Annotated in this window: 25 protein-coding genes; 17 read left to right on the top strand and 8 right to left on the bottom strand. The window is 38.7% G+C overall.

Going from position 1 to position 22,051, the window contains the following annotated elements:
* Positions 1 to 26: 26 nt before the first annotated feature.
* The 3 genes from HC000_RS00825 to HC000_RS00815 all read left to right on the top strand — a co-directional run bounded on the left by HC000_RS00825 (position 27) and on the right by HC000_RS00815 (position 2,213).
* Entirely contained in the window at positions 27 to 779 is a 753-nt protein-coding gene (locus HC000_RS00825; RefSeq protein ID WP_231617945.1) for a ScpA family protein, read from the top strand.
* Between the two features lie 233 nt (positions 780 to 1,012).
* The gene (locus HC000_RS00820) at positions 1,013 to 1,567 is read left to right on the top strand and encodes a cytochrome b (protein WP_179806648.1); all 555 of its coding nucleotides are present in this window, start codon (positions 1,013 to 1,015) and stop codon (positions 1,565 to 1,567) included.
* Positions 1,568 to 1,634: 67 nt separating this feature from the next.
* Positions 1,635 to 2,213 carry a YceI family protein gene (locus HC000_RS00815; RefSeq protein WP_179806647.1) on the top strand — a complete coding sequence of 193 codons (579 nt, stop codon included), beginning with the start codon at positions 1,635 to 1,637 and terminating at the stop codon, positions 2,211 to 2,213.
* Positions 2,214 to 2,248: 35 nt separating this feature from the next.
* Here HC000_RS00815 and HC000_RS00810 read toward each other — a convergent pair whose 3' ends face one another.
* Both HC000_RS00810 and HC000_RS00805 read right to left on the bottom strand, forming a co-directional pair.
* Positions 2,249 to 3,100, bottom strand: coding sequence for a transporter substrate-binding domain-containing protein (locus HC000_RS00810; protein WP_179806776.1), 852 nt, complete (start codon positions 3,098 to 3,100; stop codon positions 2,249 to 2,251).
* Between the two features lie 137 nt (positions 3,101 to 3,237).
* Complete coding sequence (locus HC000_RS00805; RefSeq protein WP_007375427.1) at positions 3,238 to 3,405, bottom strand: hypothetical protein; 168 nt, start codon at positions 3,403 to 3,405, stop codon at positions 3,238 to 3,240.
* Positions 3,406 to 3,746: 341 nt separating this feature from the next.
* Between HC000_RS00805 and HC000_RS00800 the strand changes: the two genes are divergently transcribed.
* Complete coding sequence (locus HC000_RS00800) at positions 3,747 to 4,310, top strand: hypothetical protein (RefSeq protein WP_218910903.1); 564 nt, start codon at positions 3,747 to 3,749, stop codon at positions 4,308 to 4,310.
* 225 nt (positions 4,311 to 4,535) lie between these two features.
* Positions 4,536 to 5,786 (top strand): NADP-dependent isocitrate dehydrogenase, encoded by a 1,251-nt coding sequence (gene icd, locus HC000_RS00795; protein WP_179806646.1) that lies wholly within the window; start codon positions 4,536 to 4,538, stop codon positions 5,784 to 5,786.
* A gap of 12 nt (positions 5,787 to 5,798) precedes the next feature.
* On the opposite strand, the gene HC000_RS00790 is transcribed toward icd, so the two are convergent.
* Positions 5,799 to 6,245 (bottom strand): hypothetical protein, encoded by a 447-nt coding sequence (locus HC000_RS00790; RefSeq protein ID WP_179806645.1) that lies wholly within the window; start codon positions 6,243 to 6,245, stop codon positions 5,799 to 5,801.
* A 313-nt stretch (positions 6,246 to 6,558) separates the two neighbouring features.
* Here HC000_RS00790 and HC000_RS00785 point away from each other — a divergent pair, with 313 nt between their 5' ends.
* On the top strand, positions 6,559 to 6,927 hold the full coding sequence (locus HC000_RS00785; protein WP_011327986.1) for an MliC family protein: 369 nt from the start codon (positions 6,559 to 6,561) through the stop codon (positions 6,925 to 6,927).
* Between the two features lie 112 nt (positions 6,928 to 7,039).
* Here the strand turns inward: HC000_RS00785 and HC000_RS00780 are convergent, their stop codons facing one another.
* Positions 7,040 to 7,987 carry a LysR family transcriptional regulator gene (locus HC000_RS00780; protein WP_011327987.1) on the bottom strand — a complete coding sequence of 316 codons (948 nt, stop codon included), beginning with the start codon at positions 7,985 to 7,987 and terminating at the stop codon, positions 7,040 to 7,042.
* A gap of 102 nt (positions 7,988 to 8,089) precedes the next feature.
* Between HC000_RS00780 and aceK the strand changes: the two genes are divergently transcribed.
* The 7 genes from aceK (at position 8,090) to HC000_RS00745 (ending at position 14,859) form a co-directional block, all read left to right on the top strand.
* Positions 8,090 to 9,868 (top strand): bifunctional isocitrate dehydrogenase kinase/phosphatase, encoded by a 1,779-nt coding sequence (gene aceK / locus HC000_RS00775; protein WP_179806644.1) that lies wholly within the window; start codon positions 8,090 to 8,092, stop codon positions 9,866 to 9,868.
* An 89-nt stretch (positions 9,869 to 9,957) separates the two neighbouring features.
* Positions 9,958 to 10,920: a zinc-binding dehydrogenase gene (locus HC000_RS00770; protein ID WP_179806643.1), complete on the top strand. Its 963-nt coding sequence runs from the start codon at positions 9,958 to 9,960 to the stop codon at positions 10,918 to 10,920.
* 83 nt (positions 10,921 to 11,003) lie between these two features.
* Positions 11,004 to 11,255, top strand: coding sequence for a DUF2999 domain-containing protein (locus HC000_RS00765; RefSeq protein WP_058373242.1), 252 nt, complete (start codon positions 11,004 to 11,006; stop codon positions 11,253 to 11,255).
* A 141-nt stretch (positions 11,256 to 11,396) separates the two neighbouring features.
* Entirely contained in the window at positions 11,397 to 12,047 is a 651-nt protein-coding gene (gene lepB / locus HC000_RS00760; protein WP_179806642.1) for a signal peptidase I, read from the top strand.
* Positions 12,048 to 12,197: 150 nt separating this feature from the next.
* On the top strand, positions 12,198 to 12,614 hold the full coding sequence (locus HC000_RS00755) for a DCC1-like thiol-disulfide oxidoreductase family protein (RefSeq protein WP_179806641.1): 417 nt from the start codon (positions 12,198 to 12,200) through the stop codon (positions 12,612 to 12,614).
* Positions 12,615 to 12,666: 52 nt separating this feature from the next.
* Entirely contained in the window at positions 12,667 to 13,191 is a 525-nt protein-coding gene (locus HC000_RS00750) for a DUF2937 family protein (protein ID WP_089368178.1), read from the top strand.
* Positions 13,192 to 13,302: 111 nt separating this feature from the next.
* Complete coding sequence (locus HC000_RS00745) at positions 13,303 to 14,859, top strand: phospholipase D family protein (RefSeq protein WP_179806640.1); 1,557 nt, start codon at positions 13,303 to 13,305, stop codon at positions 14,857 to 14,859.
* 89 nt (positions 14,860 to 14,948) lie between these two features.
* On the opposite strand, the gene HC000_RS00740 is transcribed toward HC000_RS00745, so the two are convergent.
* Positions 14,949 to 15,485 (bottom strand): DUF3365 domain-containing protein, encoded by a 537-nt coding sequence (locus HC000_RS00740; RefSeq protein WP_179806639.1) that lies wholly within the window; start codon positions 15,483 to 15,485, stop codon positions 14,949 to 14,951.
* Positions 15,486 to 15,666: 181 nt separating this feature from the next.
* Between HC000_RS00740 and HC000_RS00735 the strand changes: the two genes are divergently transcribed.
* Together HC000_RS00735 and HC000_RS00730 are read left to right on the top strand one after the other, a co-directional pair.
* The gene (locus HC000_RS00735; protein ID WP_179806638.1) at positions 15,667 to 15,849 is read left to right on the top strand and encodes a hypothetical protein; all 183 of its coding nucleotides are present in this window, start codon (positions 15,667 to 15,669) and stop codon (positions 15,847 to 15,849) included.
* 28 nt (positions 15,850 to 15,877) lie between these two features.
* The gene (locus HC000_RS00730) at positions 15,878 to 16,666 is read left to right on the top strand and encodes a hypothetical protein (RefSeq protein ID WP_179806637.1); all 789 of its coding nucleotides are present in this window, start codon (positions 15,878 to 15,880) and stop codon (positions 16,664 to 16,666) included.
* Positions 16,667 to 16,724: 58 nt separating this feature from the next.
* On the opposite strand, the gene metG is transcribed toward HC000_RS00730, so the two are convergent.
* A complete protein-coding gene (gene metG, locus HC000_RS00725; protein ID WP_179806636.1) occupies positions 16,725 to 18,746 on the bottom strand; it encodes a methionine--tRNA ligase in 2,022 nt (673 codons plus the stop codon).
* Positions 18,747 to 18,922: 176 nt separating this feature from the next.
* Between metG and apbC the strand changes: the two genes are divergently transcribed.
* Positions 18,923 to 19,999 (top strand): iron-sulfur cluster carrier protein ApbC, encoded by a 1,077-nt coding sequence (gene apbC, locus HC000_RS00720; RefSeq protein ID WP_179806635.1) that lies wholly within the window; start codon positions 18,923 to 18,925, stop codon positions 19,997 to 19,999.
* A 6-nt stretch (positions 20,000 to 20,005) separates the two neighbouring features.
* Positions 20,006 to 20,590: a dCTP deaminase gene (gene dcd, locus HC000_RS00715; protein WP_011328000.1), complete on the top strand. Its 585-nt coding sequence runs from the start codon at positions 20,006 to 20,008 to the stop codon at positions 20,588 to 20,590.
* 17 nt (positions 20,591 to 20,607) lie between these two features.
* Here dcd and HC000_RS00710 read toward each other — a convergent pair whose 3' ends face one another.
* Both HC000_RS00710 and HC000_RS00705 read right to left on the bottom strand, forming a co-directional pair.
* On the bottom strand, positions 20,608 to 21,393 hold the full coding sequence (locus HC000_RS00710; protein WP_179806634.1) for a CLCA_X family protein: 786 nt from the start codon (positions 21,391 to 21,393) through the stop codon (positions 20,608 to 20,610).
* Positions 21,394 to 21,425: 32 nt separating this feature from the next.
* Positions 21,426 to 22,019 carry a tRNA-uridine aminocarboxypropyltransferase gene (locus tag HC000_RS00705; protein ID WP_179806633.1) on the bottom strand — a complete coding sequence of 198 codons (594 nt, stop codon included), beginning with the start codon at positions 22,017 to 22,019 and terminating at the stop codon, positions 21,426 to 21,428.
* Between the last annotated feature and the right edge of the window lie 32 nt (positions 22,020 to 22,051).

Here is a 22,051-nt window from a genome sequence, read left to right as displayed (position 1 = left end):
CACTGGCTTTTTTACATGGTAAAGCCATGGTCGATAAACCTTCAGATTTATATATTCCGCCAGACGCGCTGGAAATTATTTTAGAAACGTTTGAAGGCCCGCTCGACTTACTGCTGTATTTAATAAAAAAACACAAGCTTGATGTACTCGAACTGTCTATTTTTAGTATTACAGAGCAATACATGAGTTATGTTGAAATGATGACTGAGTTTCAACTCGAACTTGCGGGCGAGTATTTAGTCATGGCCGCCTTATTGGCGCAAATAAAATCTCGTTTACTGTTGCCCGTACACAAAGAGCTAGAAGAAGAGGAAGATCCTCGCGCAGAGCTTATTAAACGTTTGCAAGAGTACGAGCAATTTAAAAAAGCCGCCGAAAACTTAGATGAAATTCCACGTGTAGGCCGTGATATTTTTGTAGCTCATGCTGCTATGCCAGTAGCTGAAAATACCACTGAGCAGCTTCCTGAAGTGCAGCTTAAAGATTTACTTTTTGCCCTGAGCGATATAATGGCACGCGCTAAAACTCTAGAGCATCATCTAATTAGCGCCGAAGTACTTTCTACCCGTGAACGTATGAGCCAAATATTGCAGCAGTTATCACACACTCAATCGGCTTTACCATTTAGTGCGCTTTTTACGGTTAATGAAGGGCGAAGCGGTGCTGTGGTGAGTTTTATTGCAATACTTGAGCTGGTAAAAGAAGGGTTAATTACCTGCCTACAAGTCACATCTGATAGCCTTATTTATGTGAGCCTCAGTAAAAATACTACTCAATAGTTATTAATAAGCACTCAAAAACAGTCTCTTTTAATAACGATTACAATTACCAGTAGTTATTAAAAACCTCCGCTTGCAAGTCCCATAATTCTCTATTTATTATTTACTAGTTAATAAAATTGGCTGCATAAATATACTTCTGTGCGTATATGCACTTAAAGTGTTTGTAAATGTTATTCCTATTTATGCTCTTGCGCGATACTGTAGGTGTAATAACATAAAGGAATAAAGACATGTTTAAAAACTCGCCTGCATCTTATGGGCTTATTGCGATTATTTTACATTGGCTAATGGCATTAACTATCTTTGGTTTATTTGGCCTTGGTTTGTACATGGTAGAACTTACCTACTACGATAGTTGGTATAAAGGCTCATTAGACTTGCATAAAAGCATAGGTTTAACCTTAGCTGCGGTGTTTTTGTTTAGAATTTTATGGCGCACTTTTTCGACTCAACCTAAGCCACTGGGTACTAACAAAGCGATGAACCAAATAGCGCACACTGCCCATATTATTATGTACATTATTTTGGCGGTTATTGTTGTAGCAGGCTATTTAATTTCTACCGCAGATGGGCGAGCTATCGAAGTGTTTACCTTATTCAATGTGCCAGCAATAAACTTTACATTTGACGGACAAGCCGATATTGCTGGGGAAGTGCATTATTACGCGGCCTGCATTTTAATTGGTTTTGCCGTATTGCATGCATTAGGCGCTTTAAAACACCATTTTATAGATAAAGATAAAACATTAATTCGAATGATTAAACCAATGAACACTAAAAAGTAAATAGCCAATTTGAACTCAGGTTAGCTATTTATGTTAACGGGTATTTACCAATAAAAGGATGATTACAATGAAAAAATTACTATTAAGTACCGCGGTATCAGGTGCTATGCTGCTATCGGCAAGTGCAGTAAACGCTGCTGACTATGTGATTGATACACAAGGTGCACACGCGTTTGTAAACTTTAAAATAAAGCATTTAGGCTATAGTTGGTTACACGGTCGCTTTAATACCTTTGACGGTACATTTAGTTACGATGCAAAAACGCCAAACGCATCACAGATCACGGTAAACATTGATACCACGAGTTTAGATTCTAACCACGCAGAGCGCGATAAGCACCTACGAGGTAAAGATTTTTTAAATGTTAGTAAATACCCAACGGCAACGTTTAAAAGCACTAGCGTAAAGTTTGATGACGACGACTCTGGTGAAGTGACGGGTGAGTTTACTTTGCATGGCGTTACTAAAACCATTACCTTTGAAATAGATAAAGTAGGCGAAGGTAAAGATCCATGGGGTGGTCATCGTGTCGGTTTTGAAGGCGAAACTAGCCTTAAGTTAGCCGATTATGGCATTGACTACAATTTAGGCCCTGCATCAACTCATGTTGATATTGGTTTATCTATTGAAGGTATTCGCAAGTAATAGCTAAAGTAAACACTGTCGATAAAAACGTCACATTATGTGGCGTTTTTTGTTTCTGCTATGCGTGTTTTAAGCTTTACTTTTAAATGCTGAGGTAACCAGCGCATTAATATTTGCGTATAAGCTTGGGTTTTTTTAATTATTTTTAGTTGTTCATTTAACAAAGCAATGTGTTTGGCACCTTGCTGGTTTTTAGTGCAACCTATATAGCCATAACTTAATTCAGGCGACTCTAGAAGCGGCCGCTGTGTTAGATTTTTATCAAAATTCATAGATTTAGCTAAATAGTAGTGCTCGCTTGGATAACCTAATAACAAATCAATGCGTTTTAAATTAAGCATATAAGTAAGACTTGCTAAGCTATCTCGGGTGGGTCTAATAATTAAGTTTATATCGGGTGTGGTATTAATAAGCGTGTCTATTTCGTTGCCGTAAGAGCGGCTCATAGAAATACCTAAAGTTAATTTATCAGCCGTAATTAAAGAGGCTAACGACACCGCTTTATCTGCAGGTAGTTTAAGTGCTTTACTGAGTTTAATATGCATAGCGACTGATGGCGAAAGGCCTGTGGTGGAGCTTTCATTAGTAAAGTAAATGCGCTCTTCTCTAAAACTATTTTTATACAGTGACAAAGCACAGGTGTTGGCTGAGGTATTGGAGAGTTCTTGGATAACTCTGCCCGAAGGAATGAGTATTCTATTAAAAGTAATATGGGGGAGTTGTTTTTCGAGTAAAGAAATAATGCTTTCGTCGCGACCTTGGCGTTTGTTTTCCCCATTTAAAATGTAGTAGGGGGCGAAGTCATGCGTTAACCAGTTAATGGTATTAGCATTGCTTGGCGAGCTGAATAAGCTAAGTATAAAAACGACTAAAAATGCGCGGAGCATTACAAACATTACCCACAATTATTTTATTAACCTTAAGTGTAGCTAATAAAGTGATAAAAAGTAAAATGCCAGCAACAAGGCTGGCATTTAATTTTGATTATTGCGCTAATAAGTAGGCAAATTATAATCTGTGTAGGTTAACTAGCTTTTAGCCATTTAACAAATTGACGCGCATCGCTTGCTTTTTGAAACAATGCATTTTTTAAACCTTGTGTATCACTAAAAATTACACGATGTTTGTTTACTGAAATTGACTGCACTGGATGTGCAATTTGGATCATAGACCCATTATATTTATAAGACATAATAAAACTCACTTTATTCTTGTTATTTATTCTGCGCTATTTTTTATAGCTATATGCAGTTAATAAATTAACGATGTTGTGTTTAGCTTCATTACAGTGTTGACGATCTTTATGACACTTTTGCGATGATAATAAAATCATCTCGGTATTATTTAAGGGGTTCTCGCCGTACAATAACTTAGCTTTTGAATATACGTTTTGCGGGGCTTACTGGATCAGGGTAAATGGTTAACCGCGGTGGTTTATTTAAACCAGAGAGGGAAGGTAACCCAGTTGTATTTTATATGCAAGCTTTTTGTTATATTATTTATGACAGCCACTATCAATAACTTAAAAGGGAAATGATACAATACCTAGTTATCAGCGATATTTACGGTAAAACACCTTGTTTACAGCAATTAGCTAAGCACTTTAATGCTGAAAACCAAATAGTTGATCCCTATAATGGAGTTCATCAAGCCATTGAAAATGAAGAGGAATACTATAAGTTATTTATTAAACACTGTGGCTATGACGAATATGCAGCCAAGCTCGAAGAATATTTTAATAAATTAAGCAAACCCACTATTTGTATTGCATTTAGTGCCGGTGCTAGCGCTGCATGGCGGGCACAAGCGAGGACTACAACTACACATCTTAAAAAAGTAATTGCTTTTTATCCTACGCAAATACGTAATTATTTAAATATAGATGCTATTCATCCATGTGAATTCATTTTCCCTGGGTTTGAACCGCACTTTAATGTAGATGAATTAATAACTAATTTATCGGCCAAAAACAATGTGCGCTGTTTAAAAACACTATACCTGCATGGCTTTATGAATCAGCAGTCACAAAATTTTAGTGAATATGGTTACCAATATTTTTATAAAGTTATAAAAACAGCGAATAGCGAAGCGCATTAAAAATGCCCGGCTGCAAATAATAAGTGCGTATAAAAACCACTAAGATTACTTTTACAGTTTTAATTATTATAAGCTGCGCCAATTCAAAAACTCATTTATTAACAGCTATAAAATGGCAAGTTCTGACTATTCATTACTGTAATAGTCGCTATAAAAAGCAACTGCAGACACGCTTAATTTAACATGCTTTAATCGAGGGTAATGTACTTTTGATGGATGTTAGCTTTGCAGTATCAACATATTAATGTGCCCGAACAGGGGCAAAGCATAAAAATAGCAAAAAATGGCCAATGGCAAATTCCGTTGCAACCTATTATTGCTTACATTGATGGTGATGGTGTAGGCCAAGATGTGATGCCGGTAATGCGAAAAGTGGTTGATAGCGCGATAGCGCATTGTTACCAAGCAAAGCGAAAAATTCATTGGATGCAAGTATACAATGGTGAGCAAGCAGCCAAATTATATGATGGTGATTGGTTTCCACAAGAAACAATAAATGCAGTAAGAGAATGTAAAATAGCGATTAAGGGGCCATTAACGACTCCTTTGGGTGGTGGTTTTCGCTCGCTTAACGTTGCACTTAGACAAGAAATGGATTTATTTGTCAATATGCGCACTATAAAAGGCTTTAGTGCATTGCCATCGCCGTTAAAAAATCCTTATTTAACTAATATCACTGTGTTGCGCGATAGCAGTGAGGATGTTTACTCGGGTATAGAGTGGCAAGCTGGTAGTTTTGAAAGCGAAAAAGTACTCGATTTTTTATGCGAAGAAATGGGGGTTACGCGTTTAAGGTTTTCCCAAGAATGTGGAATTGGCATTAAAAACATTTCTAAAGAAGGCTCAGAGCGCCTAGTACGTTACGCAATTAATTACGCGCTAAAAAATAACAGCGAATCGCTGACTTTAGTGCACAAAGGCAATGTGCTTAAATTTACTGATGGTGCATTTAAACGCTGGGGCTTTGCACTCGCTAAGCGTGAATACCAAGCCATTGACGATGAAAACGGCCGTTGGTTACATATTCCACGACAAGGGCAGCCACCACTTATAATTAAAGAAGTTATAGCCGATAACATGTTACAGCAGTGTTTAATGCACCCAGAGCAATTTGATGTAGTTGCAACGACTAATCAAAATGGTGACTTTTTAGCAGATATGCTTAGCGCACAAGTAGGTGGAGTAGGCATAATGCCGGCGGCTAATTTAAATAATGAGGTAGCATTTTTTGAACCCACGCACGGTACATTTGCGCGTATTGCTGGGCAAAATAAAGCGAATCCGAGCAGCAGTATTTTAAGTGCGGTATTAATGCTTAAGTTTATGCAGTGGCATGAGGCGGCTAATTTAATAGAAAATGCCTTAGAGCGCACGTTAGCGGCGGGAGAGGTTACGTTTGATTTGCTATCTGAGCCTCATAACTCGATGCCCTTAAGTTGTACAGATTTTGCACTTAGGGTCATCGAGCACTTTTAAACAACACCATTATTAGGCTGCAGATACGTTAACAAGGTTTACGCGATGCGTACATGCACGATTAGTTAACTGCGCAGCACGATGATAAATAGCATGTGCATCTTGGTCGGTATTAAATGTGCCGCTAAGCGTATCCATTAACGCAACTACAATAATGGCCGGAACTTGGCAGCAATGCTCATCCAGAACAGCTTCTGTTGTTTGCGAGTCTACATTGCAATAAGGGTGGTTATTATGCTGATAAGCATTAAGCAATGTTTGCACGTCTAAAATATCATCCGCATTATGTTTAGTTTTACGACAAGTACAGCCAAATTCATCGACTAAAGTGGCAAGTACCTGGTAAATATCATCGCTTGGCATCGCCGCTTGTGGTGCTAACTGCTGCTCAATAAATTGATGAAAATGGCTATTAATAAACAATCCGTCTTGTTGGGTGAAGCTTGATGAAGTTTGCATAATTATTACTCTTAGTTAGTTGGCTTAACTTCACTCTAGCGCTAACTCTAGTATTAATAAAATTGTTGTTTTCAATAACTGATATTGATTATATCAATACTGTTAAATTACGACGAATTTTAGTGTGTTTAGCAAGGCTACATTAAGCCTAATTAGCTTACAGTAGCCACAGTTGTTAATTTTACAAACTAGATACAGAGGCTAAACCACACTGGTATAAGTATCTATTATTAGTAAGTTAACAGATAACACTTAACAATAACCTTGTTACACAGGCAATGGTTTAACCACTAACTAACAATAAAGAGCTGCTATGAAAATTTTTGCTCCTGCTATTATTATCACCACATTAATGCTTTCGGCTTGTGGTAATGAGCCACAAGACAACAGCCACACCGACGTAAAAAACACGGCACAAACAGCGGTAATAGTGCATAACTATCAGTGTGAAAGTGGTAATACAATGGCGGTAACTTACCCCTCTACAGACACTGCAACAGTTGACTATTTAGGTACAGAATACGAAATGAAGATTGCTGTGTCGGCTAGTGGTGCGCGCTATATGAATGACAAGTACGAGTTTTGGACTAAAGCATCAGGTACTGGCTCTGAAGGCACGCTGTTTAGCCATATGCAAGATGGTAGCACGGGTGATGCAATTGAAACATGTACAGCGCTATAAGCCTTATTAATACGCATTAAAGCCTAAGTTTAGGCGAATTTAACGAGTAATTTGCAACACCTACTGTGCAAGTTACTCGTTGTAAATTTTATATACCTTTGCACTAGTATTACTATCTGTCGGCAATTGTTTTTGCAAATTCCAGTAGTTCTCTGCGTAACCATTGGTGCGCCGATGCATGATGCAACAATGGGCTCCAGATCATTTTTACCTCAATAGGTACAATTTGAAAAGGTACTGGGCTGATAACCAAGTTAGTATGCGTAGTTAACAGCTTAGCTTGGCGACGTGGTAATGTAGCAATTAACTTATCTGACTGGCACAGTAAACTGGCAATCATATAGTGGCGTGTAAAAACGCGTATTTTTCGAGTTTGTTCTAATTGCCACAGTGCTTCGTCTACCCATCCTAACTTTTGCTTACCAGATTTATTAGTAACAGCGGGCTCAGGCCCCCAACCTGCACGATTTACCCAAATATGTTCGCTTTTTAAGTAATCTTCTAGGCTCGACTGTTGTAAAAATTGATTATTGGGGTGCGTTAAACAACAATAGTTATCGCGCCAAACCGTAGCTTGGTGAAACGAGCGTGGTAGGCCATTAAAGCGGTTAATTGCTAAATCTATGGTGCCTTTTTCCATATCTTGCAGATTTACATCACTTGGGCTGAGTATATCAAAGTTTATTCCTGGGTTTTTACTCAACTGCTCAGTTATAAAAGGGGCGATTAACGTCGACTCTAAATAATCGTTTGCCATAATTCTAAACGTTACTTTGGCACTTGTCGGATCGAATAGCTCAGTGGGCTGAGTAATTTCTTCAGCCATTTTAAGTAATAACTCTATTTCGGGCTTTAGTGCCAGCGCTTTTGCTGTGGGCGCCATAGAGCCTGAAGCCCGCACCAAAAGCGGGTCGTCAAATAAGTCACGCAGCCGCTTTAACGCATTACTCATAGCAGGTTGGGTAAGTGCGAGTTTATTAGCCGCTTTAGAAACACTTTTTTCGTCTATTAGTACGTTTAGGTACACAAGCAAGTTGAGATCGACATTTCTTATATTCATTTAATCAATCTTATTTATTTACTGTATTAATTATCTAAATTAAAGCCTGCTTGCTAAGGTGTAAACAACTAAAAAATAATAGCCGTAATAAGCTTAGTAAATATGCCAGATACAATAACGAATAAACTGCAAAATAGTACAGTGCAAGATGTGATTGCGACTAAGTTAGCGCGCGCCGTTTTTGCTGGGTTTGAAGCTATGTTTGCCACCTTTTTAAATATAACCTTGGGCGCACAAAGCCGCTTTGAACAGCGACAATATCACGAGGTACAAAGTGCTATGCGCGAGCGCTTACAAGTGTATGAGCGCCAAGTTAAAAGTGTAAGTGAAGCGGTAAAGGTTATTGCCTACGCGGAGTTAAGCTGTCCACAGACCTGGCAATTAGCTAAAAATATTTATGGCAACATGGTAAAAAATCATGAAAACGAGCCAATAGCGCATACTTTTTTTAATTCTACCTTTGGTGCTATTTGGGACGATAAAAAAATACGTACTGTGCATTTATTTGTATTAAAAGCTAAATATCGTACTCAACCTCGACCATACGACAGCTTAGTTAAACGTATTTCATTACAGCATGGCTTTAATAGCGCAATAAAAACGCTGATCACTAATCAGGTTTTTAGAGTGCCATTTAGTAATTTAAACCAAGATGTTGCCACCCTGCAGGCTACTTTAACGCAAGGTGCTAAGCAGCAATGTCGGCAAGTCTATGAGTTAATAAACTTAAACGACGGCTATATAGAATACGCATATTCACATTTTTATAGAAACAAAGCCTGTTACTTAATAGGCCGATGCATTGCTAAAAATGGCGATAATATGCCCTTTGCTATTGCCATTTTAAATACCCCTAACGGGCTTAAAATTGATGCGGTAATGATGGGCGCCGATCAGCTAAGCTTACTATTTGGTTTTGCGCGTACGTATTTTATGGTCGATACCGACCAGCCAGCGCGTTATGTAGATTACTTAAGTGTACTTATGCCGCATAAACAGCGCTTTGAGCTATTTAATGCGATTGGCTTTATAAAACATGCCAAAACAGAGTTTTATCGTTATAAGGTAGATACCACTAAAAATAGCCCCGCGAGTTTTAAATATGTAGCTGCGCCAGGTACACCGGGCATGGTAATGCTAGTGTTTACTATTGCTGGCTCCGACCATGTTTATAAAGTAATTAAAGATAAATTTAGCGCGCCAAAAACCGCCACTAAAGCGCAAGTAAAAGAAAAATACAACTTTGTAAAACAAGCCGATAGAGTAGGGCGACTGGTAGATACGCATGAGTTTAGGTATTTAGCGTTTGATTTAAGCCGCTTTAGCGAGCAGTTACTGCAACAAATGAAAGAGCACATTGGGTCCAGTTTAATTATTTCGGGCAAGGCGCTTATTTTAAAACATGTTTATGTTGAGCGAAAAATGACGCCGCTTAATTTATACATAAATGATTGCGACAGCAAAGCACTTTCACAAGTGATGCTAGATTACGGCAGAGCAATTAAAGACTTAGCAGGTGCTAATATTTTCCCTGGCGATATGTTAATGAAAAACTTTGGCGTTACGCGCTGGGGGCGGGTAGTGTTTTATGATTATGACGAAATTTGCCCACTTACCGATTGCAACTTTAGAGAAGTGCCGCAAACGCAAAATGCGCTAGAAGAGCTAAGTTCAGACTCGTATTTTGATATAGAGCCAAATGATATTTTCCCGAGTCAATTTAAAGTGTTTTTTAGTGCTAATGAATTGGCATTTAATGCTTTTAATAGTCATCACAGCGATTTATTTAACGCCCAGTTTTGGCAAACGTGCCAACAACAGGTACAACAAGGCTATTTACCCGACGTGTATCCATATAAACAAAGTTGGCGCTTTAAATAAGGTGTTTTGATCCCCATATATAAATTACATTAATTTAATTATGCAACGTTTAGTAATAGCGTTTAGTTATATAAAGCTTAGGAGTGGCAATGAAATACATTTCTCATGAAGATGGCATACTTGCATTTAATGAAACCAATAAACCGGTTTTAAAGAGCCATGAAGTACTGGTAAAAGTAGCCGCCATTGGTGTAAATCGCGCCGATTGTATGCAGCGCCAAGGTAAGTATCCGGCGCCAAAAGATGACAGCCAAATATTAGGATTAGAGTGCGCAGGCACCGTTTGCGATATTGGTGGTAAAGTTGATAAAATTTGGCTAAATAAACGCGTTTTTGCTTTATGTGCTGGTGGTGCTTACAGTGAATATGTTGCGGTTGATGCCAAACAGCTAATGGAATTACCTGATGATGTATCTATGAGAGAGGGCGCTGCAATAAGTGAAGTATATTTAACAGCATTTGGTGCTTTGTTTGAATTAGGTAAATTACAAGCTGGGCAAACGGCGTTAATTCATGCAGGTGCAAGTGGTGTGGGTGGTGCTGCAATCCAAATGGCTAAAAGTGCAGGAGCAACCGTGGTTATAACCGCAGGTTCAGATGAAAAATGTGCACATGCCAAAGCACTGGGTGCCGATCATGCTATAAACTATAAAACCACTGATTTTGTAGAATATATGAAGGCTAATAACCTAACGGCTAACACAATTGTAGATCCTGTTTCGGGCAGTTATTTAAACAAAAATGCGGCCGTTGCGGCTATGGATTGCCAAATTGTAATGCTGGCATTTTTAGATGGTCGTTTTGCTGAAGTTGATTTTGCCCGTTTACTGCAAAAACGTATCTCGTTTCATGCATCAACACTTAGAAACCGTAGTATAGAGTTTAAACGTGCATTAAGAGATGATTTTGTAGCGCGTTTTTATAGCGATATTGCAAGTAAAAGCTACGATTTTAATTTATATAAAGTGCTACCTTGGAGCCAAGCAAACGAGGCTCATGCTATTTTAGAGCGCAATGAAAACGCCGGTAAAGTAGTGTTAAGTGTAGAATAAACCAGTACGTGTAATGTATAGGCATTGTTTATGTCTCTGGTAGTCAATATAATTTAGTTATAACACACATAATAAGGTTAATAATGAATCCAATTATCGCCACTTTAAAAGAGCATAATGTTAGCGACGAGCAAATAGCCGAGCTATTTGAAGCATTAACGCAAAACCCAATGATGGCAATGGCCATGGTGCAACAACTTGGTATACCACCTGAAAAACTACAGCAACTAATGGCAGTAGTGATGACTCAGCCGCACTTAATTAAAGAAGCGACAGACGAGTTAGGTTTAGACTTTTCGAAAGTACAAGCCGCAAAAGATAAGTTAAATCAGTAATCCCTCCGCACTTTTAACCAAGGTATAACCTTATACCTTGGTATTTTAGCTCACCTTAAACATGTTTTGTTACATTAGTAATTGAACTGCGATTGATTTTTAGCGTCTTAGTTTTAGTCGATAAAATGGTGGGAATATTGTATGAAAACACTGATTAAATTTTGGAAAAATAACCGTTCATTAATCATATTTATAGCGTTAATGAGCGTATTTAGAAGTGCAGTTGCCGATTGGTACGAAGTACCTACAGGCTCTATGCGGCCCACCATTGAAGTAGGCGACAGAGTTTTAACAAATAAAATGGCTTATGACTTACGCTTACCCTTTACGCATATACCACTAATGAAGTTAGGCGACCCACAAGTAGGTGATATCATAGTATTTGATTCAAAAAAAGCTGATAACCGCTTAATAAAGCGGGTAATAGGCGTACCTGGCGATACTGTGTCACTTGAGGATAACGAGCTTATTATTAATGGTAAAAAGCTTAACTATGCTAGTTTGCACAGTAATTTAGGTTCACTTGATAAAATTGAAAATTTAAACGGTCATAAACACTCAATAAGAGTAGCCAATAGAGCGTCGCGATTAGCAGGGTTTGATAAAATCACAATCCCGAATAATTACTATTTAGCCATGGGGGATAACCGCGATAACAGTGCCGATTCTCGCGTAATAGGCTTGATCCCGCGTAGCGAAATGTTAGGTAAAGCAGAGCGAGTAATTGTATCGCTTGATTACGATAACTATTATTTACCGCGAACTGATCGATTATTAAAAGCGCTTGAATAAGCGTGTTTGTATTTTAGCAGCTAAATAAAAGCCCGGGTTATACCATTGAGTTGTATTGCATAAAGTAATAAAACGAATGTAAATTGATGGTAATTATAGTAGCTTGATATTCCTGCTATTTTTTAACACCTGTTCAGCAGAGTCAATAATATGAGCTTAAAGACTAAAAAATCGCCTATATTACTGTTCGATGGCGTATGCAATTTATGCACAGGCTCGGTACGCTTTGTGATTGAACATGATCCATATAAAAAATTTCGCTTTGCGTCATTGCAGTCAACTGTAGCAAAAAACTTACTCAAGCAGCAGGGAAGTGAAGCTACAAGTAAGCTGGGTTCTGTGGTGCTTATTGACGATAGTGGCATTTGGTTTAAGTCAACAGCGGCACTTCGTACTGCTGGGCAGTTATCGGGTTTATGGCCGTTGTTGCAAGTGTTACTCATAATACCTCGGCCATTACGAGATTGGGGTTATGATTTTATTGGTGCTAGACGTTATAAGTGGTTTGGGCGTACCAATGCCTGTTGGTTGCCAGCAGAGGACATAAGTAATCGCTTTTTAGATTAAATTTATAAATAGACTTTTAACTTTAATACGCAAATGCTAAGGGAAATTGCTCATGATAGTAAGAATATTTGATAAGCTAACCTTTGCCGTAGCATTAATTATAGCGTTGCAAGTACCGCAACTTACGGATCATTATCAGCAACATTTAGCAGGCTTGTATCAGGCAACAAAATGGCAAGTTGATGGTTATAAAGCCACCGCCCAAATGCATGCGTTTCCCAGTGTTAAAGCAATGATTGATAGACACTTACGCAATAGCGAGCCAAGTGTTAAAACTGATGCACAACAAAAGCTGTTAACCCTTGATTTATTTGCAGATTTAGAAGGTGGAATGACTATATTTAAACAGGGTAACTTTTTTGAAAAACTAATTTATATGTTTACTCCCACCCGTTTCGATATATTAAAAAATACTATTGATAACTTTAAATTAGGCATACCGCTTACTTTTACCGGTATTGCGTTTGGGCTAGTATTTGGTTTTTTATTAAATCAATTAATTATGCTACCTTTTACAATTTACTCAGTTAAAAAAAGGGCAAGTAAAGTTAACACTATCGAGAAACCAGCCCAATAATAGTATAATCATTTAAATCACCTATATAACTAGGCTCACATATTATGAGAACTGATAGCATTTATGCGATATTTATCGGCAATTTCTCTTTGTTTATTTATGGTTATAAGCATGCTTTTTGGCTGCGCTAGTTATCCTAAGGTTCAAGCCGAACCTAGCTATGCATTTAGCAAAACGCAAAATACTAGCTTAGCTAAAGGCATAGCATTAGAGGCGAGTAAACACCCTGAGAGTTCGGGGTTTTATCTACTTGGTGATGGCCTTGATGCATTTGCAACTAGGCTGTTATTAATAGAAAAAGCCGAAATGTCTATTGATGTGCAGTATTACTTATTTCATAACGATACTACGGCCAAAATATTCACTCATTACTTACTTCATGCAGCCGATAGAGGCGTGCGGGTACGCATGTTACTAGATGACTTTGGCCACGAAAGCCAAGACGCTTTATTTAGTGCCTTGGTGCAACACCCTAATGTGTCAGTACGGTTATTTAATCCGTTTTCAAATCGCACTTTACCTTATGTTGATTTTTTAACTAATTTTAAACAGATCAATAGGCGCATGCATAACAAGTCGTTTATTGTTGATAATCAGGCGGCTATTATTGGTGGCCGTAATATTGGAGATACTTATTTTTCTGCTAATATTTACACTAATTTTTCTGATTTAGATGTACTTGGCGTGGGAGAATTTGCACCACGCGTGGCCACTGCATTTGATTTATATTGGAATCATTCACTCTCGGTAGCGATTAAACATATAGCGCCAGCATCAAGTGCAGCTAAACTAGAACAAGTACGAAAACAACTCGCTAAAACATACACTAGTGAGCAAAGTAAAGCCTATTTAAGGCGTTTAGAGTCGCTGGATATTATTGATAATTTGCTACGCGGACAGCTAGCACTTTACTGGGCAAACTCTGAACTAGTATACGATCACCCTGATAAAATAATGAATATGGGTGATGATAATACCGGTTATATGGCCCCAGCATTAAGTAACTTACTAAATGATGCACACAGTGAAGCATTAATTGTTTCACCTTATTTTATTCCCGGTGATGCAGGCGTTGCAAGCTTAAAGCGTTGGATTAATACCGGTGCTAATGTGACCATTTTAACTAATTCGCTCTCGGCCAACGACGTACCCGTTGTGCACGCCGGCTATGCAAACTATCGTGAGTCACTTATAGAGGCGGGCGTTAAATTATGGGAGTTACGCGCTACAGTAAAACCTAAGTCTAAGCCTAAAATTAAATCTAAAGATAAAGCAAAACATAAAAAAATCACCGATTTAGCTGGTTCATCAAAAGCGAGCTTACACGCCAAAACAATGATTTTTGATCGTAATACACTTTTTGTTGGCTCAATGAACTTAGATCCACGTTCAATTAATTTAAATACCGAAATAGGTGTTGTAATTTATAGTGACAAAATGGCAAGCACAGCAGCAGATATATTTTTAGAAGAGTTACCTCGCCATGCATGGCGGTTAGATGTCACTAAAACTGAAAATTGGTGGGGTTTTAATCACGACTTACTGTGGTTAGATGAATCAATTACACCCACTAAAGTGGTAAGTAAAAACGCTGAGCCAGAGGCCAGCACCTGGGTACGTTTTCAGGCTTGGTTATTTGGCTATCTGCCTGTGGAACACTTACTTTAATATGTGTTAAATAAGGCAGAGTAACCCCAGTATTAATACTTAACCAGCACTCAGGGTAAGAGGTTTAACAGTTTGAATAATAATGGTATTTAAGGGTGTTTTTTTACAACAAAAGCGCCTCGTATATCTCCCAAATTAAAACCAGTTGCTTTATCACTTGGATAAAGCTCAGTTAATTTATTTTTTACTTCAGGCTTTAATTCACTACCATGGCAAGCTAAGCAAGCTTGCCCTGTAGGAATTGCTTTAACTAAATACCAAGCATCGGCTTTTTGTTCTTGATGTTCAATACTTGCTATAGGTTCGCCATTTTCTTTACGCTGCTCAAAATCGAGCAGTATTGAATTTAACCACTCGTTAGCTTGGTTATTAGGATTACGCACTTTTAATGATGTACGACTAATTTCCCACTCATTCGCACTGTGTTGTAGTGCAATAGCCGGCGCACTAATATTGCATACTTCAATTGCTGCAACAGGGCCATTTGCTTTCATGGTACTTACTAAAACATTTTTTAAATCAGTTGAAAATGCTTTAACAGTGCTACGAGCAAAGTACGCATCGTCGCTATTAGCTAATACGCTTGATGAAACAAACAAGCTGGTAAATAATAAAATAGAGCGCATAATACACCTTTATATATTAGAGGCTTCTAATGTACAGCTGGGCAATAATTTGTTCAAGCTTTTTTATCGCTAATTATCCGAAGCTCAGATTAATTAAAGTACTGTATAAATTATAGCTGCAAAGAGCTTAGCTAAATGATGGTAAACCCAAAATATAAATTACATAATAAGGTAGCTAATAATGACAATTAAAAATGATGACAGCGCTGAATATGCATTATCGCAGCAAAGTAGGGCGCTTGATGATCCGCTAGAAGCAATTAAAAACATGCGTTTAGAGCAGTTGGCCGTATGTAAGCTAAAAGCCGATAAAGAGATGCAAACTATGAAAGCAGAATCTACCCCTGACAAAAATATACAATAACGTAAAGCAGCTTACTGGAGTTGTTTTTATGAATAAACATATTACGCTTTCGTTTTTAGCTTGGTTAGCGGCTATTTTTTTAGGGGCTGCAGGTATATATGGTTTATGGCCTTCACCACAGGGTAAAGTGCTTTTAGCTATTGAAATAATAACCTTAATTATTCTGTTATTTAATAGCGCCAGTATTACCCGCTGGGTATATAAACACACTAAAAACAAACAACAACGTTATATCGCCCTATTATGCATGGCCTCCTTAGTCTTATGCATTTGTGGAGACGTGGTAAATTTTAATTTAAGCAATCAATATTACCGTTATAACGAGGTAATTAAGCACGACTATTTAGCTGACTCTGTGTGGTTTTTTGTACCCGGATACAGCTTACTCTTTATTGCTGTACTACTGGCGAGCCGTAGTTTAGTTATGTATCCATTATATTATGTGGCTGCTTATTTAGGGGGCACGCTATTAATATCGCTGCTTTGTTTTTATTTTATGCATATTCCAGAGGCAGGTTATTATGTACTGCTATTAACCGGGCTTCATAGTTTTGTTATAACCAGTGTGGGATTAATGAGTTTAGTACTGCTTAATACATATCGCAGGTTAAACGCGCCTTTGGGAGTATGGCTGGTTAGTTTAGGGTTAGTATTAGCGGCAATTGCCGATGCATTAATTGGTTTATATTGGATTTATGGGAATAGCGGTGAAGGGTACTTTCCACAAATTAGGTATATAAATTGGATAATTTATATTAGCTCGCAATGCTTAGTTATTCATTTAGCTAAAATAAATATAACCTATAAGTTAGGTTAATAATTTACTTACAAAAAAGCCGCTAATAAATTCAGCGGCTTTTAATATATAAGAAAGCTTACATTACACGCATGCCAGGCTCTGAGCCGTCGTCTGGGTTAAGAATGTAAATCTCTTTACCGCCAGGGCCTGCAGCTAATACCATGCCTTCTGACATGCCAAAACGCATTTTTCGTGGTTTAAGGTTAGCAACCATAACAGTAAGCTTACCTTCTATATCCTCTGGAGCGTAAGCTGATTTGATACCCGCAAACACTTGGCGCGTTTCGCCGCCTAAATCAAGTGTTAGCTTAAGTAGTTTATCGGCGCCTTCTACGTGCTCAGCTTTAGCAATTTTTGCTACGCGTAAGTCTACTTTTGCAAAGTCATCAAATTCAATTTCATCACAAATTGGCTCTTTAGCCAGTGGGCTATTAGGGTCAATAGTCACTTTTGACTCTAAGCTTTCTTTTGACTCTTCAACCATTTTATTTACTTTGTCCATTTCTACACGTTGCATTAACGGTTTAAATTTATTGATAGGGTGGCTTACTAATGCATTTTGCACACCGTCCCATGCAAGGTCGTCATTTAAGAATGCTTCTACGTTATCGGCCATTTCAGGCAGTACAGGCTTTAAGTAGGTAATTAACACGCGGAATAAATTAAGCCCCAATGAGCAAACTTCGTGTGCTTCTTGTTGCTTAGTTTCGTCTTTAATGAGTACCCAAGGTGCTGCGGCATCTATAAATTGGTTTGCTTTGTCGGCAAGCGCCATTATTTCGCGAATTGCACGGCTAAACTCACGGTTTTCGTAATGGGCTGTAATGCTTGGTGCCGCTGCTTGAAATTCTTTAAGTAACTGTGGTTGCATAACGCTTGCGCTTAGCTTGCCATCAAACTTTTTAGTAATAAAGCCCGCACAACGGCTTGCTATATTTACTACTTTACCTACTAGGTCTGAGTTTACGCGTTGCGCAAAGTCCTCTAGGTTCAAATCAAGATCAACAATGCCACCGCTTAATTTTGCCGCGTAATAGTAACGTAAATATTCAGGGTTTAAATTATCTAAATAAGTACGCGCTTTAATAAACGTGCCTTTAGATTTAGACATTTTTTCGCCATTTACGGTAACAAAACCGTGGGCAAATACGTTAGTTGGCTTTCTAAAATTAGCGCCTTCTAACATTGCTGGCCAAAATAAACTATGAAAATAAATAATGTCTTTACCAATAAAGTGGTAAAGCTCAGCGTCTGAATCTGCAGCCCAAAAAGCATCAAAGTCGATACCATTTTTATCACACAGGTTTTTAAAGCTGGCCATATAACCAATAGGCGCATCTAACCAAACGTAGAAGTATTTACCCGGTGCGTTTGGTATTTCAAAACCAAAGTAAGGCGCATCACGGCTAATATCCCACTGTTGCAGGCCATCAGTAAACCACTCATCAAGCTTGTTAGCCATTTCTTGCTGAATAGTACCCGAGTGTAACCACTCTTTTAACATGCCTTCAAATGCTGGCAAATCAAAAAAGTAATGCTCAGAGTCTTTTAAAATAGGCTCAGCACCAGACATAACCGAGCGCGGGTTAATTAAATCTGTAGGGCTGTATGTTGCGCCACATGAGTCGCAGTTGTCGCCATTTTGATTTTCAGACTTACAAGTTGGGCACGTACCGGTTACAAAGCGATCGGGTAAAAATATGCCTTTTTCTGGGTCGAATAACTGCGAAATAGTGTGCCTTTTAATATGGCCTGCATCGTTTAGGCGATTATAAATAAGCTCACTCAGCTCTTTGTTTTCTTGGCTGTGGGTACTGTGATAATTATCAAACTTAATATTAAAGTCGGCAAAGTCGCGTTGACGCTCAATACTTACTTTTTCTACCGCTTCTTCAGGCGTGATCCCTTGCTTTTGCGCGTTAAGCATAATAGGCGTGCCATGGGCATCGTCGGCGCAAACATAATAGGCTTCGTGGCCTTGGAGTTTTTGAAAACGTGACCAAATATCAGTTTGAATATATTCCAATAAATGACCTAAGTGAGTAGGGCCATTTGCATAAGGTAATGCGCTGGTAATCAGGATCTTTCGCTGTGCCATAATCATTCCGAATTGACGGTTCCTATTAAGGAACGGATGAAAATCATTAATTTATTTACAAGCTAAGCGCTAACAACGCAACAGCTTGTGGATTTGTATTAATTGACTGGTGTTAATGCCCTGAATGTTACATAATTCCGAGGCACTTTTCATCAAAGAAACGTTATTTAATTACTATGTTTGGACTGTCGAAACTATTCTCTTCTAAATCGGTGCAAAAACAACCGATCTTTGCTGCCTTAGCCGCGTATCGTAGTGCCGCTTTTGCTGTGGGTATTGATGAAAGCTTCATTAAGAATATCACCCAAAACGATGACAAATCGCTCGCTATTACTTTAATTTTGCCATTTGCGGCACAATCAGAAATGCCAATGGTGGCAGAGCATGTCACTAACGCTCTCAAGGTGGCAGTAACTGTGTCGGCCACGGTAGAGCTTAAAGAGCCTGCAAAATTTAAAGCAATTAAACATATTGTGCTTATTGCCTCAGGTAAAGGCGGTGTGGGTAAATCGACTACTGCTGTTAATTTAGCAGGCGCGCTGCACAGCGAAGGCGCAAAAGTTGGCATTTTAGATGCCGACATTTATGGCCCGTCAATCCCTATGCTTTTAGGCTTGGTAGGCGCAGAGCCCGTCACTAAAGATAACAAACAGTTACAGCCTTTTGATGCAAACGGCATTAAAGCGCAATCAATCGGCTTTTTAGTACCTAGCGATGACGCCACTGTATGGCGCGGGCCTATGGCATCGGGGGCGCTTAGCCAGCTGCTTAATGAAACCGATTGGGGCGAGCTTGATTACCTTATTGTTGATATGCCACCAGGTACGGGTGATATTCAACTTACTATGAGCCAAAAAGTACCGGCAAGTGGCACGGTAATTGTTACCACACCACAAGATTTAGCCTTAGCCGATGCACAAAAAGGCATCGCCATGTTTAATAAAGTAAACGTGCCAGTGCTGGGCTTAATTGAAAATATGAGCCATTATATTTGCAGCCACTGCGGCGAGGCAAACCACGTATTTGGTAAAGATGGCGCACAAAAACTAGCACACAAACACGGTGTGCCTGTGCTATCACACATTCCGCTTGCAATAGATATTCGAGAATACTCTGAGCAGGGCAAACTTATTGCTTGCGATAACACTGCAGCAATAAGCAAAACTTACAGCGCAGCAGCGCGGCTTATAGCCAGCACGCTTTACTATCAACAGCATCACAACTCGGTAGAGATTGTGATTACGGATGATTAATACACCATGAGACTTTCAGATACACATATTAAAGAATACCTAAACGATGGCCGTATTGTTATTGAGCCTGCACCCACAGATGAGATGATTTCGGGTGTTACTGCCGACTTACGCTTAGGTAATAAATTTAGAACTTTTCATGCACATACAGCAGCATATGTAGATTTAAGTGGCCCTAAAGATCAGCTCAATAAAGCCATGGAGTCAATCATGAGCGACGAAATTGTGCTAGATGAAGGCGAAGCATTTTTTTTACACCCAGGCGAGCTTGCACTGGCTATTACCTATGAAAAAGTAACACTGCCAGCAGACATTGTAGGCTGGTTAGATGGACGTTCATCGCTGGCACGATTAGGTTTAATGGTGCATGTAACCGCGCATCGTATTGATCCCGGTTGGAGTGGTAATATTGTTTTAGAGTTTTATAACTCAGGTAAACTTCCTTTGGCACTAAGACCTATGATGAAAATTGGTGCTATGAGCTTTGAAACACTTACAGGCCCTTGTGCTAATCCTTACAATACGCGCAAAGATGCTAAGTACAAAGATCAAAACAGTGCCGTAGCAAGTCGTATTAGCGACGACAGGTAATGATTAAATAAAGCACTTTACTTATCTAACTTATGAAGCGCATAACCTAGTAGTTCAAAATACTGGTTAAGCGCTTTATTTGCAGTGTTAATGTGCTCATCATCTGGGTATATTAAATCACTACTTTTTAGCCCACTGACTAAAAAGCTATTTTTTATATGCGGGTGGCTGGCTATACAGGCTTCAAAGCAACGCGCTGCTAGCTCCTCGGGCATACTCATGTAATTCATATTTTTTGCTTTATCGTATTCAATGCACGTTTGTACAAAGCGGTTTGCAGCAATGCCCTGTGCATCTAAAAACACGTTTTTGTAAAAGTCATTAAGCGTATTATTGAGCGGATGCGATAAATTAGGCGTGTTTGATAACCACAGTTTAGACGCAAAACCAAAGCGTGGTTTTGCTGCAAATAAATGCTCACTTATATGATGATCAAAAGCATGAAACCATTCATGGGCGAGCGCACCACCGCCGGCATTTTTTGCAAGTGCAAGCGTTTGGCTAGCTGCATTATAATGCGCTTGTACATGCTTTTGTCCGCCAGCACCAAACGCAAAATTGAGTTTACCGCGCAGGCCAATTGCTTTAGGTGGTAAGTGCAGTATTTGTGCTAAATCGGCAAGTGCATCATAAATTAAATTAGCACCAATGTAGCGCTCTTCTTTGTTTACCCATTTACCTATCACCATAGATCTAAAACCGAAAGTGTCTCTTATATCGCTAAAATCAACTTGATCGTCAAAACGATAATCGGGACCTTGACGGCTAAAGCCGCGTTTTAATCTATTTTGATAGTTACGCATCGCTAATATCATTTATAAAAACTAATCATACATTATAAGTAACGTGCTTTTACGTGAGCAGGCATGTGTTGGGTTTGTTTTTGTATTAATTCATCAAGTAAATTATAAAGTGGGGCAGGGTTTAACTGTTCAATAAGCTGTAAGCTATGTGCAACGGCCTCAAGCGTTGACAAGCTATCTGCGCGGGGAGCTTTACGTATTGTGTAACGATTTTTAGGTAAATTAGCAAAGCTTACAGTTTTAAATCGTTGCAGTAGCGAGCTTAGCTGTAAAATTTTATAGGCTTTTTTCCATGTACCATCAATAACAATTAAGTGCGTAATAGGCAGTAGTGTGTTTAGCGCGTCGTTATTATCTAAATTTATAGCCTGCTCATTAGGGTAAAGTAAAACGGTTGAGCTGGCAGGTAGGGCACGAAGCTGCGCAAAGTCGTTATTACTTTCGCCTTTGATTATTTGGCAATCAGCTAGGCATAAATTTAATAATTTAGCCGTGTTTTTTGTTACCTTTTCTTCACTAGGGTGCTGTAAAATAATTACTTTTACTTTATTGTTAATAGAGGTTACAGCACTGCAAATACAAGTATTAAGTGCGAACAAACAAAAATTACACAGTGGGCGAGCCATTTAAACTACTTTTGGTGAAGGTACATTATGAG

It is taken from the genome of Pseudoalteromonas sp. MIP2626, assembly GCF_013414205.1.
Taxonomy (GTDB): Bacteria; Pseudomonadota; Gammaproteobacteria; order Enterobacterales; family Alteromonadaceae; genus Pseudoalteromonas; species Pseudoalteromonas nigrifaciens.
This window is presented reverse-complemented; position numbering and strand designations above follow the sequence as displayed.

Bases quoted from the DNA above. Each gene is read 5' to 3' on its own strand.
- HC000_RS00825 (WP_231617945.1), top strand. From the start codon at position 27: ATGGTCGATAAACCTTCAGATTTATATATTCCGCCAGACGCGCTGGAA.
- HC000_RS00820 (WP_179806648.1), top strand. From the start codon at position 1,013: ATGTTTAAAAACTCGCCTGCATCTTATGGGCTTATTGCGATTATTTTA.
- HC000_RS00815 (WP_179806647.1), top strand. From the start codon at position 1,635: ATGAAAAAATTACTATTAAGTACCGCGGTATCAGGTGCTATGCTGCTA.
- HC000_RS00810 (WP_179806776.1), bottom strand. From the start codon at position 3,100: ATGCTCCGCGCATTTTTAGTCGTTTTTATACTTAGCTTATTCAGCTCG.
- HC000_RS00805 (WP_007375427.1), bottom strand. From the start codon at position 3,405: ATGTCTTATAAATATAATGGGTCTATGATCCAAATTGCACATCCAGTG.
- HC000_RS00800 (WP_218910903.1), top strand. From the start codon at position 3,747: ATGATACAATACCTAGTTATCAGCGATATTTACGGTAAAACACCTTGT.
- HC000_RS00790 (WP_179806645.1), bottom strand. From the start codon at position 6,245: ATGCAAACTTCATCAAGCTTCACCCAACAAGACGGATTGTTTATTAAT.
- HC000_RS00785 (WP_011327986.1), top strand. From the start codon at position 6,559: ATGAAAATTTTTGCTCCTGCTATTATTATCACCACATTAATGCTTTCG.
- HC000_RS00780 (WP_011327987.1), bottom strand. From the start codon at position 7,987: ATGAATATAAGAAATGTCGATCTCAACTTGCTTGTGTACCTAAACGTA.
- aceK (WP_179806644.1), top strand. From the start codon at position 8,090: ATGCCAGATACAATAACGAATAAACTGCAAAATAGTACAGTGCAAGAT.
- HC000_RS00770 (WP_179806643.1), top strand. From the start codon at position 9,958: ATGAAATACATTTCTCATGAAGATGGCATACTTGCATTTAATGAAACC.
- HC000_RS00765 (WP_058373242.1), top strand. From the start codon at position 11,004: ATGAATCCAATTATCGCCACTTTAAAAGAGCATAATGTTAGCGACGAG.
- lepB (WP_179806642.1), top strand. From the start codon at position 11,397: ATGAAAACACTGATTAAATTTTGGAAAAATAACCGTTCATTAATCATA.
- HC000_RS00755 (WP_179806641.1), top strand. From the start codon at position 12,198: ATGAGCTTAAAGACTAAAAAATCGCCTATATTACTGTTCGATGGCGTA.
- HC000_RS00750 (WP_089368178.1), top strand. From the start codon at position 12,667: ATGATAGTAAGAATATTTGATAAGCTAACCTTTGCCGTAGCATTAATT.
- HC000_RS00745 (WP_179806640.1), top strand. From the start codon at position 13,303: ATGCTTTTTGGCTGCGCTAGTTATCCTAAGGTTCAAGCCGAACCTAGC.
- HC000_RS00740 (WP_179806639.1), bottom strand. From the start codon at position 15,485: ATGCGCTCTATTTTATTATTTACCAGCTTGTTTGTTTCATCAAGCGTA.
- HC000_RS00735 (WP_179806638.1), top strand. From the start codon at position 15,667: ATGACAATTAAAAATGATGACAGCGCTGAATATGCATTATCGCAGCAA.
- HC000_RS00730 (WP_179806637.1), top strand. From the start codon at position 15,878: ATGAATAAACATATTACGCTTTCGTTTTTAGCTTGGTTAGCGGCTATT.
- metG (WP_179806636.1), bottom strand. From the start codon at position 18,746: ATGGCACAGCGAAAGATCCTGATTACCAGCGCATTACCTTATGCAAAT.
- apbC (WP_179806635.1), top strand. From the start codon at position 18,923: ATGTTTGGACTGTCGAAACTATTCTCTTCTAAATCGGTGCAAAAACAA.
- dcd (WP_011328000.1), top strand. From the start codon at position 20,006: ATGAGACTTTCAGATACACATATTAAAGAATACCTAAACGATGGCCGT.
- HC000_RS00710 (WP_179806634.1), bottom strand. From the start codon at position 21,393: ATGCGTAACTATCAAAATAGATTAAAACGCGGCTTTAGCCGTCAAGGT.
- HC000_RS00705 (WP_179806633.1), bottom strand. From the start codon at position 22,019: ATGGCTCGCCCACTGTGTAATTTTTGTTTGTTCGCACTTAATACTTGT.